General features: G+C 66.3%; 9 protein-coding genes and 3 pseudogenes. 4 read left to right on the top strand and 8 right to left on the bottom strand.

Annotated features, from left to right (window positions below; all coding sequences use genetic code 11):
- Nucleotides 1–228: 228 nt before the first annotated feature.
- The 3 genes from QCE58_RS21290 to QCE58_RS21280 are packed head-to-tail and all read left to right on the top strand — an operon-like array spanning nucleotide 229 to nucleotide 5,460.
- Nucleotides 229–2,028 (top strand): adenylate/guanylate cyclase domain-containing protein, encoded by a 1,800-nt coding sequence (locus QCE58_RS21290; protein WP_250436710.1) that lies wholly within the window; start codon nucleotides 229–231, stop codon nucleotides 2,026–2,028.
- Nucleotides 2,029–2,065: 37 nt separating this feature from the next.
- Nucleotides 2,066–3,370 (top strand): phosphatase PAP2 family protein, encoded by a 1,305-nt coding sequence (locus QCE58_RS21285; protein ID WP_250521992.1) that lies wholly within the window; start codon nucleotides 2,066–2,068, stop codon nucleotides 3,368–3,370.
- Nucleotides 3,367–5,460 (top strand): hypothetical protein, encoded by a 2,094-nt coding sequence (locus QCE58_RS21280; protein ID WP_250521991.1) that lies wholly within the window; start codon nucleotides 3,367–3,369, stop codon nucleotides 5,458–5,460. The genes QCE58_RS21285 and QCE58_RS21280 overlap by 4 nt, the downstream gene beginning before the upstream one ends.
- 7 nt (nucleotides 5,461–5,467) lie before the next feature.
- Here QCE58_RS21280 and QCE58_RS21275 read toward each other — a convergent pair whose 3' ends face one another.
- On the bottom strand, nucleotides 5,468–6,238 hold the full coding sequence (locus tag QCE58_RS21275) for a hypothetical protein (RefSeq protein WP_008348380.1): 771 nt from the start codon (nucleotides 6,236–6,238) through the stop codon (nucleotides 5,468–5,470).
- A gap of 331 nt (nucleotides 6,239–6,569) precedes the next feature.
- On the opposite strand from QCE58_RS21275, the pseudogene QCE58_RS21270 reads away from it, so the two are divergent.
- Nucleotides 6,570–8,668: pseudogene (locus QCE58_RS21270) on the top strand (putative bifunctional diguanylate cyclase/phosphodiesterase).
- Here the strand turns inward: QCE58_RS21270 and QCE58_RS21265 are convergent.
- From QCE58_RS21265 to QCE58_RS21235, 7 genes and pseudogenes are all read right to left on the bottom strand, one after another.
- The gene (locus tag QCE58_RS21265) at nucleotides 8,658–9,380 is read right to left on the bottom strand and encodes a PP2C family serine/threonine-protein phosphatase (RefSeq protein WP_008348376.1); all 723 of its coding nucleotides are present in this window, start codon (nucleotides 9,378–9,380) and stop codon (nucleotides 8,658–8,660) included. The pseudogene QCE58_RS21270 and the gene QCE58_RS21265 sit on opposite strands and share 11 nt — an antisense overlap.
- Before the next feature lie 108 nt (nucleotides 9,381–9,488).
- Nucleotides 9,489–10,091, bottom strand: coding sequence for a phosphatase PAP2 family protein (locus QCE58_RS21260; protein WP_250521990.1), 603 nt, complete (start codon nucleotides 10,089–10,091; stop codon nucleotides 9,489–9,491).
- Nucleotides 10,092–10,172: 81 nt separating this feature from the next.
- Nucleotides 10,173–11,618 (bottom strand): efflux transporter outer membrane subunit, encoded by a 1,446-nt coding sequence (locus QCE58_RS21255; protein WP_409014138.1) that lies wholly within the window; start codon nucleotides 11,616–11,618, stop codon nucleotides 10,173–10,175.
- Nucleotides 11,619–11,632: 14 nt separating this feature from the next.
- Nucleotides 11,633–12,586, bottom strand: a complete 954-nt coding sequence (locus tag QCE58_RS21250) for an HlyD family secretion protein (RefSeq protein ID WP_008348371.1) — start codon at nucleotides 12,584–12,586, stop codon at nucleotides 11,633–11,635.
- Entirely contained in the window at nucleotides 12,583–12,792 is a 210-nt protein-coding gene (locus QCE58_RS21245; protein ID WP_008348368.1) for a DUF1656 domain-containing protein, read from the bottom strand. Before QCE58_RS21245 ends, QCE58_RS21250 begins: the two co-directional genes overlap by 4 nt.
- 34 nt (nucleotides 12,793–12,826) lie before the next feature.
- A pseudogene (locus QCE58_RS21240) lies at nucleotides 12,827–14,311 on the bottom strand (FUSC family protein); the annotation flags it as partial.
- Nucleotides 14,312–14,350: 39 nt separating this feature from the next.
- Nucleotides 14,351–14,393: pseudogene (locus QCE58_RS21235) on the bottom strand (hypothetical protein); the annotation flags it as partial.
- Between the last annotated feature and the right edge of the window lie 7 nt (nucleotides 14,394–14,400).

Raw genomic sequence — 14,400 nt, 5'->3', positions numbered from 1 at the left:
GCGCCTTGCTATTCACCGATGCAATGACTACGTTATGGTGTGCGGCAGACATTTCGTGACCCGAAACATCGGACACGAGTAAAAGATGCCGGGCGTCGCGGCCATTCAAATCATCATCAAACACCGCGCGAGACCCGCGTCTGCCGTCCTGCTGCGCTTGATGCGATCTCGGTGAGAGCATGGGCCATCCGTTATCGAACGGACGCGCCGTCGATCGGTCTTGAAAGTATGAACGCGGAACTTGCCGGTACGGCCAATGTGTTGCAACGCGTCGTGCGTACGATCCTGTTCGCCGATCTCGTCGAGTCGTGCCGGCTCGCCGAAGCGGACGAAGCGGGAACGGCCGCGCGCTGGCGCAATCTGCGCGCGGTCATTGAAAACCGCATCGTGCCGGAGCATCAGGGGCGGCTGATCCGCACCGAAGGTGACGGCCTCATGATGCTGTTCGAGCACGCGTTGCCGGCGGCGCGTTGCGCGCTCGACATTCAGGCGGCGTGCAGGGCGAGCGCGGCCGATCGCGGCGACGGCAACGCCGCGGCCGAGCCGCTCATGTTGCGCGAGAGTCTGCACGAGACCGAGCTTTTCGCGGACGAGCGGGACGTCTACGGACGCGGCGTGAATCTGGCCGCGCGTCTCTACAACCTCGCCGGACCCGGCGAAATCGTGATGTCGGATTGCGTGCAGGCGCGGCTCGCGGGCGTTTTCGACGCGTGCATCGAGGATCTCGGCGAATGTCATCTGCGGCATCTGGCGCATCCGGTGCACGCGTTCCGTCTCGGCGGACCGGGGCCGCGTCCGGTGATCGCGCCTAACGCCATCGGCGCGGCGGTGCTGCGGCCTTCGATCGCGGTGATTCCGTTCGCGTCGCGCTGCCTCGACGCGAGCCATGACGTGCTCGGGGAGATTCTCGCCGACGACATCATCATCGGTCTCTCGGGCAGCGACGAACTGCGCGTGATCTCTCGGCTATCCACGAGCGCGTTGCGTGACCGGAGCGCGAACGCGTCGCAGGCGGGCGCGCTGCTCGATGCGCGCTACGTGCTGTCGGGCGCGTATCGCACGCATGGCGGCAAGATCGTGCTCGCCGTCGAACTCGCCGATACCAAACTCGCTTGCGTCGTCTGGGGCGAAACGCTCACCGACAGCATCGACGCCGTCATCGCGGGCGAAAGCACGCTCGTCGCGCACATTCATACGTCGGTTGGCACGCGGATCGTGGCGCACGAGCTCGAACGCACGCGCAGCCAGTCGCTGCCGACGCTCGAAAGCTCGACCTTGCTGCTCGGCTCGATTGCGCTGATGCATCGCGGCGTGCGCGACGAATTCGAGCGCGCCGGCCAGATGCTCGACGTGCTCGCGGAACGCGCGCGCGGCCAGGCGACGCCTTACGCATGGCTCGCGAAATGGCATGTGCTGCGCTTCAATCGCGGCTGGACGACGGACCGCGTCGGCGAGGCGCATTCCGCGCTCGCCTGCTCGCGGCGCGCGCTCGACGCCGATTCGCGCTCGTCGATGGCGCTCGCGGTCGAAGGTTTCGTCCGCACGAATCTGCTCAAGCAGCTCGATGCCGGCGAGGATTGCTACGAGCGCGCGCTGGAGGCGAATCCCAACGATTCGCTCGCGTGGCTGCTCAAGGGAACGCTTCATGCATTCAAGGGCGAGGGCGACGAAGCCGTCGCGGCGACGGGACATGCGCTCGCGCTCTCGCCGCTCGATCCGCTGAAGAGTTTCTACGAGTCGCTCTGCGCGACGGCGGCGCTTTCCGCGCGCCAGTACGAGCGCGTGATCGAACTCGCGGAGCATTCGCTGCGCAACGGGCCGAATAACACGTCGACCTTGCGCGCGCTCGCGATCGCGCAGGCGGAACTCGGTCTCGTCGACGATGCGCGGCTCACGATCCGCAAGGTGCTCGCGATCGAGCCGCATCTCACCGTGCGCGGCTTTCTGGAGCGTTCGCCGAGCGCGGCGTTCGAGACGGGCCGCATCTGGTCGGACGCGCTGCGGCGCGCGGGTTTGCCGTTGCAGTAGCCCGCAGGCATTCCTGACGAAGCAAAGAGGTGAACGAATGGCGACTCTCGGCGGAGTGGGCGGCGTAGGTGGTGTCGGTGGCGTGGGCGGCGTCGGTGGCGTGGGCGGCGTCGGGGGAGTGGGAGGCGTCGGCGGAGTCGGCAGCGCCGACATGCTCGGCGGCGCCGAATCGCAGACGATGGGTCTCATCGGCCATCGCGACGGCATCTGCGGGCCGTGGCAGCCGGGTCAGCCGTTTGGGATCAATCCCGAAGAGGACGAATTCCGCACGGACGCGAACGGCAATCCCGTTCGCAATCTCGACGACAACGGCCAGCTCTGGCGCTGGGACGACTGGGTGCGGGCGAGCGTGTTCGACTTCGAACTGGTGTCGAATCTCGCCTTCACGCTCTCGCCAAAGGATGCGGAAGAGGAGGCTGGCGGGACCGGCGTGACGCTGTGGGATCGCGGTTTCAGGATCGACCCGAACGACACCGCGCCCAAGTTCGATCCGCCCAAGCTGATCGTTCAGATGCATCGGCCGGGCAAGGACGTGTTCGTCAAGCAGCTCACGTTCATGGATCGCTACTCCGACCTGCGCGCCGAACGGGCCAACGAAACGCTGCTGCAGATGGGACCGCAAGCAGCCTTCTGGAGCTCGATTCTTTTCCTGAGTCCGCAGCGCACGCCGAAGACGCTCGAACTGCTCGCGACGGCGGTGCGTTTCGCGATCGCCGTGGAAATGCGTTTCAAGCACGCGCTCGCGTGCAGCCGCGCGATCGACTATTCGCCGCAAGTTCAGCCGATGATCCCGACGCCCGGCCACGGCTCGCTGCCGAGCGGACATTCGACGCAGGCGTACATCGTCGCGGGCGTGATGAACGATTTCTTCCGAGATTTACGCAACGCGCCGATGGCGACCGGCGCGCAGCCGTCGACGGCGCTGCACACGCAGCTTTACGCGCAGGCGCGGCGCGTCGCGCTCAACCGCACGATCGCGGGCGTGCACTTCCCGGTGGACACGGCGGCGGGGCATCTGCTCGGGACGACGCTCGCGGAGTATTTCGTGCATCGCTGCAAGATTGACGGCGATCGGGGCACCTTCACGCCGCGCACGTTCCGGGGCGACCAGTTCGACGGCGAAGAGGACTTCAACGATCAGGAGCCGCTCCTCTGGCCCGCCAACGCCACCGCCGCGCAGCAGACCGATCCGCCGACGATGGTGTCCCCCGATTACCCGCATATCTGGCTCGGCAAGCCGAAGCCGACGGGCGCAGGCTCGCCGATTCTCGCCTGGCTATGGAACGAGGCGAAGAACGAGTGGAACGGCAAGGGCTTGAGCGGAAATCGCGTGCCGACATGAACGCGATCTGGCAGGTCCATTCGGATGCCACGCCGCTGCTGGACGAAACCGAAGCCGGCGTGCTGGGCGTAACGCGCGCCGATCCATACCTCGTGTGGGCCGTTCTCACGCGATTCGCAGACCTGGGCGGCCCGCCGCCGGGCTTCGTGCCGATCGCCATCGAGACGGCGCAGGGCACGACGGCGCGCAAGCTCGCCGAGACGGTGCAGGGCAAGAGCGGGATATGGATGTCGGCGCTCTATCGTCATCCGGCCGCGGGTCTCGAAAACACGCGCTTTTGCACCGCATTCGTGACGGCGGCGTTTCTCGATCATCTGAAGACCGATCTCGCCGGCATGATCGAGCGCTTCACGCTCGCGATGCCGGTGCTGGCCGGCGAGCCGCCGCGCAGCGATCCCGTGCCGGTCACGAATCAGGACAAGCTCGCTCACGCGCCGCATCGCCATGGCGCGCCCAAGGTCGTCGTGGTCGGCGCATGCGACGACGCCATCGCGTTCGCGCACGCGCATTTTTACGCCGATGCAGCCGGCACGGACTCGCGCGTGCGCTGTTTCTGGAATCAGGACGATCCGGCCAACGACGCGCAAGGGCTCGGATACGGGCGCGAGTTCCTCTCGGCGGACATTCACAAGCGGATGAACGACGTGCGGCGCGACGGCGTAATCGACGAAGAGGCGCTCTATCGCGATGCGGGCGCGACGGCGCTCGCCCGCGGATGGACGCACGGCACCGCGACGCTGGACCTCGCCGCGGGCGTCGATTTGCGGCGGCCCGATCTTTCGGCGCCGAATCCGAATCGAGCGCCGGATCCGCCGCCCGAACTGGTCGCCGTGCAATTCCGTCAGCCGGGCCGGACCGTGCGCGACACGTCCGGCCTCTGGCTCGACGCGCAGGCGCTCGATGCGTTGCGCTACATCATCGCGCGCACGCGGGACATCGCCGGCGATGTGAGCCGCGCGTTCATCAATATGAGCTATGGCTATTTCGCCGGTCCGCACGACGGCACGTCGATGCTCGAATGCGCGATGGACGAGCTCTCGCAAACGCAAGCCTGCTCGATCACGCTCCCGGCGGGCAACAGCAATCTCGACCGCTGTCACGGCACGCTGTCCATCGCAAAGGACGCGACAGAAGAACTGCGCTGGCGCGTGTTGCCCGAGTGTCTGACGCCGAGTTTCGTCGAAATCTGGCTGCCCGATATAGGAGATTCGAGCATCGAAGTCGCGGTGCGGCCGCCCGGCGGCGGCGCGAGCGCGGGAATCCAGCCCGGCAGCGTCGCCGCCTGGACGCTCGGCAGCGAGCGCCTGTGCACGGTCGTGCATCTCGGCCGCGGCGCGCGCGGCAAACCGCCGATGATTCTCGTCGCGCTCGCGCCGACGATGACGCGCGACCCGAACCGGCGTCCCGCGCCGAGCGGCGACTGGATGATCGAGCTGAAGAATGCCAACCAGAACAGTGACATCGAAGTCCAAGCCTGGGTGCAGCGCAACGAGACGCCCTTCGGCTTCCCCGTACGCGGACGCCAGTCCCGCTTCGACGACGATGCTTACGTGCGCTTCGACAAATACACCGCGCCGCAGGACTACGACGGCCCCAATCCGCCGAGCTGGATCCGTCGCGAGGGCACGCTCAGTTCGATCGCGACGGGCTTTCAGACGTGCGTCGTCGGCGGCTATCGCAAGCAGGACCTGGCCACCGCGCCTTACTCCTCGTCGGGCTTCGACCGCGCGGGCAAGCCGCCCGATCGCGCCGGGCCCGACGTGGCCGCCGTATCGGATCGCTCGATCATCCGCAAAGGCGTGATGGCGGCGGGCACGCGCAGCGGCTCGGCGCTTGCGTTCGAGGGCACGAGCGCCGCCGCGCCGCAAATCCTGCGCAAGATCGCGGTGTCGCCGCCCCAGGGCGCCACCTTTTCGACGACGCCCCGTCAAGACACGCGCAACAAGGCGACGTTGCAGACGATCACGTCCGCCGGCGTCACCGAGCAAGGCCGCAAGCTCGACGCGGACGAGCGGGGCCGGCGCGTGTCGCAGGGCAACGTCGGCGCGGGCATCGTGAAAACGCCGCCGACGGACATCGAAGACCGCTGACGCCCGCTCATTCGTGCGCTTCTAGCGCGAGCAGATTCAGCACGATCAGGATCGCGTCGCGGTTCTCCGGCGCGATCGCGATGCCGAGCGTGTCCTCCATCCAGCGGCCGATTTTCGTCGCGGCGAAGGATTTCGGCGTCGCTTTCTTCTTCATCGTCACGCCGAGCTTGCGGGCGCGATAGTGATACGACGGCACCTCGTACCGGTCCGCGACGGCCTTGAGCCCGCCCTTGCGTTCGCCGCACGCGCCGAGACTCCCCGCGAGGACGATCCGGTCCGGCGCATCGAGCGCCGCGACGAACGCGCGCGCGAGACCGCGCACGTCCGCCTCGCTCAGACCGAATTCGGCGAGCGCGGCTGCCACCGGATCGTCGGGAGCGTGCGCGCGCGAATCGACTTCGGCCTGCACGCCGTCGATCTCGATCGACAGATTGCGCTGCAGGCTCGCGCTGCGCAGACAGTCGATCAGGAAGCGGCGAAAGTACGCGCACAGCGCATGCGCCGTGGACGGCGCGCTCTCCGGCGACGCGTGCGACGGGCGCTGCTCGAAGTCGAGCCGCAACACGCGCGAGAAGAAGAATTGCGAGATCAGCTCCTCCTTGTCCTCGGGCAGTCCGCGCAACTCCGACGGGTAATAGCCGCGCAGCGCCGCCAACACCAGCTTGTAGATCTGGCCGATTTCGCTGTCGGAGAGACTCGTCCGGCGATGCCACAGTTCGGCGAGCGTCGACGTTTCGAGCGCGAAGGCGCTTGCGTCGCGATGAGTCAGCGCGTCCATGATGACGCTCCCGTTCCCCTGAATCCTCTGTGCGTGAACATGGCCCCTCCTGCGTTTGCTGCGCCGCCCGGCGCGTGGCCCGAGGCGTGTCGGCTTTTCAGCCGTTCCTGCGAGCCGGCGCTTTCAAATTAGTCACGGCGGGGCGCGCGCAAAATCGGCTGGATGGCCTACATCGAAAGTCGTAGAAAGGGGATGGCCATAAAGTTTTCGGCTGACCGGCCGATAGCGCATGAGGAATCGAGCGCCGGGCGTCATCTCGGCGTGGGCCTGAGGCGGTCGAACCGCAAGAAAAAGCAGTCGCAAAAGACTGACAAGAAACGAGAGAGGGCCGATGACTGGTGTCTACAATCCGCTGCTGGTCTGCCTGTCGCTGGTGGTCGCGTTCCTCGCGTCCTACACGGCGATGGAGCTGTCCGGCGGCCTGAATGCGCTTGCGAGCGCGAAACGCCGCCCCGCCTGGCTTGCCGGCGGCGCGGTGTCGATGGGCGTCGGCATCTGGTCGATGCACTTCATCGGCATGCTCGCGTTCTCGCTGCCGATTTCCGTCGGCTACGACGTGTCCATCACGGCGGCGTCGCTCGTGCTCGCGATCGGCGTGTCGTTCATCGCGCTCGCCACCGCGAGCCGGGGCGCGCTATCGTGGCCGCGCCTCGTCGTCGGCGGCACGATCATGGGCGTCGGCGTCGCGGCGATGCACTTCACCGGCATGCGCGCGATGGAGATGTCGCCGGGAATCGACTACACGGTCTGGAAAGTGGCGCTGTCGGTCGCGGTCGCGATCTTCGCGTCGATGGCCGCGCTCTGGCTCGCGTTCACGCTGCGCGCGTCGAACGTGGAGAACCGCGTCGTCAAGCGGCTCGGCGCGGCGATCATCATGGCGGTCGCCATCACCGGCATGCACTATCTGGGCATGGACGCGGCCAATTTCGCGCCGGGCAGCCTCTGCCTCGCCGATGCCAAACTCGACGCGAACTGGCTCGCGCTCGTCGTCACGGCGATGTCGTTCACCGTGCTCGTCGGCACGCTCGCGCTGTTCGCGCTCCACACGAGCAGCCTGTCGATCTCGCTGAAGCGCGCGAACCGGCAACTGCGCTATCTCGGCACGCACGACGCGCTCACGAGGTTGCCGAACCGCCAGCAACTCACGCTGCGCATCGCGCAGGCGATCGAAGACGGCGCGCGCCGCGCGTCGCCGTTCGCGGTGCTCTTCATCGATCTCGACGGCTTCAAGTCGATCAACGATTCGCTCGGTCATGGCGTCGGCGACGATCTGCTGCAGGTATGCGCCGAGCGTCTGCGCGAGGATTTGCGCCATACCGACATGGTCGCGCGGCTCGGCGGCGACGAATTCGTGATCGTGGTCGGGAACGCGGCGGACACCTCGGCGGCAATGACGGTCGCCAATGGCGTGCTGGGGCGTCTCTCGCAGGAGATCGTCGTCAACGGCTTGCCGCTGCGCGTGAGCGCGAGCATCGGCATTGCGTTTCATCCGCGCGACGGCGCGAACGCCGACGAACTGCTCCACAGCGCCGACGCCGCCATGTACGCCGCGAAGCAGAGCGGGCGCAATACGGTCCGCGTGTTCGAGCCGCAGATGAATCACACGGCGCTCAGGTCGCTGATCCTTCAACGTGACCTGCATCGCGCGTTGAGCGACGACCAGTTGAGCCTGTCGTTTCAGCCGAAGTTCAGCGTCGCGTCGCAATCGGTGACGGGCGTCGAGGCGCTGATTCGCTGGCGTCATCCGGAACTCGGCGAAATCGCGCCGCTCGAATTCATTCCGATCGCCGAGCGCTCCGGCCTCATCGTCGAAATCGGCGACTGGGTGTTGCGCGAAGTGTGCCGCAACATCGCGCGATGGGACGCGGACGGCCTGCCGGCGATCTCGGTCTCGGTGAATCTGTCGCCGATCCAGTTCAACGTGCCCGATCTCGTCGCGCGCGTCGATGCGCTGATCGCCGCGTCCGGCGTCGATCCGTCGCGCCTCATGTTCGAGATCACCGAATCGACGCGATGCAGAACATCGAACGGACGAGCCGCACGATCGAGGCGCTGCAAGCGCGCGGCTACGCCGTGGCCATCGACGATTTCGGCACCGGGTATTCGAGCCTCTGTTATCTGCAGCGCTTTCGTTTCGATCAGATCAAGATCGACGGCTCCTTCGTGCGCGATCTCGATTCGTCCGGGCAGCGCGGCAGCGCGTTGCTGTCGGCGGTCGTGACGCTCGCGCGCGCGTTGCAGATCGAGGTCGTCGCGGAAGGCGTCGAAACGCAGTCGCAATTCCGCACGCTCGGCGAACTCGAATGCGATCAGATGCAGGGTTTTCTGCTGAGCCGGCCGATGCCCGCGGCGGAACTTCCGGGCTTCTTGAGCAGCATGGCGGGACGGATCGTCGCGTCCGGCCGCGCCTGCGCCGCGCCTATCGGCTGACGCGCGGCGCGCCCGCCCACAACGCGATCGCGCTCAGATTGTCCGCGCCGGCGGGCGCGTTGCGGCGCGCACGAGCCGCGAGCGCGGCGAGCCAGCTTGCGGCGTCGCCGGCATCGTCGATCGAATCGATCATCGACGCTTCGTCGAGATGTTCCCAGAAGCCGTCGCTGCAGACGAGAAACGCGTCGCCATCCTCGATCGGAAAGGGCACGCGCGCGGCTTCGATCTTCAGTTCGTCGTCGGTGCCGAGCGCCGTGTGCATCACGCTGCGCAGCCGGTATGGCTGCGCGCTGCCCTGATCGAGCGTCTGCAGGACGATGCGTCCGTTCCTGAAACAGTAGATGTGCGTGTCGCCGCAATGCGCCCAGTTCGCGTGTGCGCCTTGCGGGTCGATCGTGAGGATCGCGGCGGTCGAGCGCATGCGTTCGCGCGTGCCGCCGGCCGATTGCGCATCGACGATCGCGCGGTTCGCGGCGAGCATCGCATCGGCGAGCTGTCCCGTTTCGACGCTCTCGCCGCGCGTCGCGCAATCGCGCAGCACGTCGCGCATGGTGTCGACGACGAGTTGCGCCGCGACGTCGCCGCCGCCGAGACCGCCCGCGCCATCGGCGACGATGCCCGCGATCAGCCGGCGATGCGCGACCAGCACGAGCCGGTCTTCGTTGCTGTTGCGACCGCCCGGATCGGTGAAGCTGGCGAGATCGAATCGCATGGGGCTACCTTGAAGGCTTGTCATGATTGGCGAACGTCGATGAGCGATGCGCGGGCCTTCCGCGCGGGCTACGCGATCAAGACGAACGCGCGTCCGCGCTTTTGAAACTCAAGGCGCGAGCCAGCCACGGCGAATCGGCCACGACGCGGCCTTGCGATAGAGCGCAATCAGCAAGCGCATCAACGCTTCTCCGGCACGCGCCCAGAGCGGCGCGACGAGCGCATACGCGATGCACGCGACTCCGATTGCGCCCGCCATATCGAGCGGAAAATGCACGCCGATGCGGACCCGCGCCCACGCGACCGCGACGCCCGCGAGCGCGGCAAGCAGGCCGTCATGCCAGAGACGCGCAAGCAGCAATGTCAGCGCGACGCTGGCGAAGAGCGTCACGTGATCGCTCGGAAACGACGAATCGGGCACATGCTCGATGAACGTATGGCCGAGGCCGATCATGAACGGCCGCGGATGCATCCACAGCATGCCGATCAGCTGATTGAGCCCGAGCGCGAGGAACGTGACGCAGCACGCGCGCACGGCCGCGCCGCGTTGAAGGCGGCCGCCGAAGAGCCACATGAACGCGAGCAGCGCGGGAATGAGATAAACGAGATCTTCGGCGATGGCGATGGCAACGTCGATTTGCCATAGCGGCGTGGCGGCTCGCGCGTTGATCGCAAGGAACCACGCGCGGTTGAGCGCTTCGAGTGCATTCATGCGGCAGTTTCGCTGGTTACGATGATCCGGCCGATCGTATCCGGCGAAACTTATGCGACCCTTAGCCGTGGCTCGCGCGCGCTATTTGCCCTTTGAATTCTGCGCGATGGCTTCGTCGGTTTCCCAGCCGCCGCCGAGCGCGCGAAAGAGGTTGACCTGATCGATCGCGACCTGACCTTCGGCGGCCGCGACCTGCGCCGCGACGCCGGTGAGCGTGCGCGTCGCATCGAGATCGTTGAGGAAGGACTCGCGTCCCGCGCGATACAGGCGATTCGTCTCATCGGCGGATTCGATCGCCGATTTATACGCGGTGCGCAATGCATCGGCGCGCGTGGTGTCGGATGCGTAGGTCGCGAGGCTGCTTTGCGTTTCCTGCAGCGCCTTCAGCACGACGCCGTCGAAATGCGCGAGCGCGCCGCTCGCCGATGCTTCCGCCTGCGTCACGCGCGCGCGCTGACCGTTGATCGGAAAGCTCCAGCTGATGAGCGGCCCGAACGCCCAGCGGTTCGTGTTCGCGCCGAACAAGTCTTCCGCGATGCCGACGGAACCCACCGATGCGCCGAGACTCACCGACGGATACAGCGCCGCCGTCGCGACGCCGATGCGCGCCGTCGACGACGCGAGCTGCCGTTCGGCCTGACGCACATCGGGACGGCGCTTCAGCAGCGCAGCGCCATCGCCGACGGGAATCGGCGCGCGCAGCTTCGGCAGCTTCTTGCAGGCGAGCGCGGCTTTGGGCAAGTCGGACGGCGCGCGCGCGAGCAGCATCGCGAGCCGATACTGCGCGACGCGGCGGCGCGCGACGAAGCGCGGAATGTCGGCGGCGAGCGTATCGGCCTGAGTCTGTCCGCGCGTGACTTCCGACTGATTGCCGCGGCCCGCGTCGCGCAAACGCTGCGTGAGCTTCACGCGCTCTTTCTGCAGGTTGAACGACTTCTGCGCGATCTCCAGCTCTTCGCCCGCCGAGCACGATTCGACATACGCGCGCACGACATCCGCGACCACCGTGATGCGCGCGAGATCCTGCGCGGCCTCGACGGCTTCGTCGTCCGCGTTCGCTGCTTCGACACCGCGCTTCAGCTTGCCGAAGAGATCGATCTCGTAGGAAATGGACAGATCGAGCGCGCCTTCGTTGACGACCGGAAGCTTCTCCGACAACAGATATTGCTCGGCCGATTCCTGCGCGCGCTGAAACGCGGCCGAGGTCTTGCCGGAGAATCCGCCTTGCTTGTTCGCGAACTCGACTTCGGCGCGCGAACGCGCGAGATTCGCGGCGGCGATGCGCAAATCCGTATTCGATGCGAGCGCCTGCGTGACGAGCTGATCGACGACGGGATCGTCATAGAGACGCCACCATTTCGCGGGCACTTCGCCTTGCGTGACGGGCGCGCGATCCGCGCCGTCGATGGCCGCGTTCGCGTAGGGCGCCTTGATCGCGGCGTTATCGGGCAGCGTGTAGTTCGGTCCGAGGGTCGTGCAGCCGAAGAGCGCGAAGGCCGACGAAGCCGCGATGGCGATCGCTTTCATGATGCGCGTGCCGTTCATCGCGATGTGCCCGACGTGCTCGAAGTCGGCGCGGGCGCCGATGCGGGCGACGTCTCCGACGCCGCGCGCTTGCCGATCTTCGGCCCGATGCCCCGCACCGAAACCGTCGCCGTGCGTCCCGCGATCATGCGGAAGTCGGCGGGGATCTCATCGAGCGTGACGCGTACCGGAATGCGCTGCGCGAGACGTACCCAACTGAACGCGGGGTTCACGTTCGGCAGGAGACTCGGGCTTTGCTGACGGTCGCGGTCTTCGATCGCCGCGACGATGCTCTGCACATGACCGCGCAAAATGTTGGCTTCGCCCATGACCTTGATATCGACGGGCTGGCCGATATCGATGCCGCCGAGCTTCGTTTCCTCGAAGTAACCCTCGACGCGGAACGATTGCATGTCCACCACCGACAGCACCGCGCGTCCCGCCGACACGAATTCGCCGGTGCGCGGCGCGCGATCGTTGAGATAACCGTCGACGGGACTCACGATCTCCGTGCGCTGCAGATTCAGGCGCGCGGTATCGATGGCGACTTCGGCATCGGCGAGGGCGGCTGTCGCCTGCTCGACGCGCGAATGCGTTTCCTCGACGACTTCGCGCGCGACGAGATTGCCGAGCGCGCGATTGCGCGCATCTTCGCGACGCGCCTGATCGAGCGTGGCGCGGCGTTGCTGCGCGGTCGCCTGCGCATTGCGCAGCGCGAGCGTGTAGCGCGCCTGATCGATCACGAAGAGCACGTCACCTTTCTTCACCTGCTGATTGTCGGCGACCTTCACGTCGGTGATAAGGCCGGACACGTCGGGCGCGACTTGAATGACATCGGCGCGCACGTGGCCGTCGCGCGTCCACGGCGCGAACATGTAGTAATCGACGAGCTTCCACAACACGACGCACGCAATCGCGACGACGATGAGCGTAAGCAGAATCTGTCCGAGAGAGAACCAGGTTTTTTTCACGAGATGAGCCGCTGCGAAACGATGACGACAACGCCCAGCACCAGAACATAGATGCCGAGATCGAAGATGGAACGGTGCCACACGAAACGATAAAAGCCGACGCGCGCGAGCACGTTGCGAATCGCCAGATTCAACAGATAGGCGATGAACATCAGCACGAGCACGGCGGGCACGAAGACGCCGAGAATGTCGATTTCGCCGATCATGTATGGCGTTCCGATGAAGAATGAGTGACGAAGATCATGCCGGCTCTTCCTGCGTCGCGGGCGGATGCAATGAGAGCCGCATGCCGACGAGCGCGTGCAGCGTGTCGCGCAGCCATCTTTCCGCGGCCGCATTCTGCGACTGCTCGAGCGCGCGCGACGTGACCTGAGCGCTCGTCACATCGATGCTGCGAATCAGCTCGGGCGGCACCGGCTGTCGTGCGCGCCGCGCGATGCAGGATTCGAAGTAACGGCGCAGTGCGTCGAGCGTATCGTCGACGGATGTCTGTATGTCCAGCGGCAGCTTGCGGCGCGTGCGGCGCAGATCGAGTGCATTGAGCGCGACACGAAAATCGCGAAAGCTTTCGATCGACGGATGACGATGCGAGTCCGTCGCGGCATGACGCGGCAAGAGCTGCATCAGACGGTCGAGCATGCGTGCGTAGAGATTGCGCTGATCCGCGATCAGCACCGAAGGCGACGCGCTCAGCACGATATCGGCCCACGCCGAGCGCGTGAGACGCGCGGCCGCGAGTTCGGCGCCGAACGGACGCGTCATGCGCGTCCAGATGAATGCGAAGAGCAGGCCCGCGACGCCCGCGAGATTGCTGTTGGCGAACACGAAGAAGTCCGCTTCGTAGGCGCTCTGGATGCTGATGAAGGTTGCGGTGTTCACGGCCGTGAGCATCGTGACGAGCGTGAAGCGCGGGCGCGGAATCAGCGTGCCGATGATAAGGAACGGCACCGCGAAAATCACGACGAGCATCGGGAAATCGTGTACGTGCGGCAAGACGGCGAACACGTAGAGTCCGGCGAGCACGACGCTCAGACACGTCGCGAGAAAGAACGTGAACACTTGCGGCGCGGGCTCGTCGAGCGCGGCGAAGAAGCAGCACGCGACGGCGGCGAGCGTCACGGCGGCCGCGCCGTCGTTCCATCCCGATTCGATCCACAACCCGCATGCAACGATGATCGCGCTCACCGCGACGCCGGTCGAAAAGAGCATCATGCCGCGATCGAAAAAGCGCGCGGTGCCGCCCAAACGCCAGTGACGGAAGTGCGGACGCCATTCGCTCGTCTCGTTGAGAATGGCCGCACGCAACGCGCGAATGTCCTGCCATACGTCGATGACCTGACCGAGACGCCACAGCGCATTCGAGAGCAGCGCGCCGTCCGCGCTCGCGAGCGCTTCGACGGGCGGACGCATCGCATTGATGCGCTCGCGGAAGGCATCGGGCGCACGGTCGTTTGCGACATCCTCTTTGGCGCGCGGCGTGGGCGAGCCGACCCACGCGGCGACGTCCTTCAACAGCGCTTCGAGCCCTTCAGGATGCTCGCCGTGCTTCCCGATCAGTTCGATGAGCGGATCGGCCATCGATGAAATGAGCGGCAGAAAGATCTGCATGCGTCCCTGCAACGCGCGCGCACGCCGGATGATGTCGGGCCGCGTGTGATCGTAGGTCAATTGACTCAGCAGGAATTCGAGTCCGTTGACGGTCGCCGCGAGCCGCTGCCGCGCCGATCATGGTGCCGAGCGCGCGATACAGCGCCTTCGAGCGCGTCGCGCCGACGAACGGATTCGACACGATATAGACGGTCGCCATCGCCCAA

It is taken from the genome of Caballeronia sp. LZ028 (genome assembly GCF_031451415.1).
GTDB classification, from domain to species: Bacteria; Pseudomonadota; Gammaproteobacteria; order Burkholderiales; family Burkholderiaceae; genus Caballeronia; species Caballeronia zhejiangensis.
Note: the sequence above shows the minus strand (reverse complement) of the source record. Positions and strands in the feature narration are given on the sequence as shown.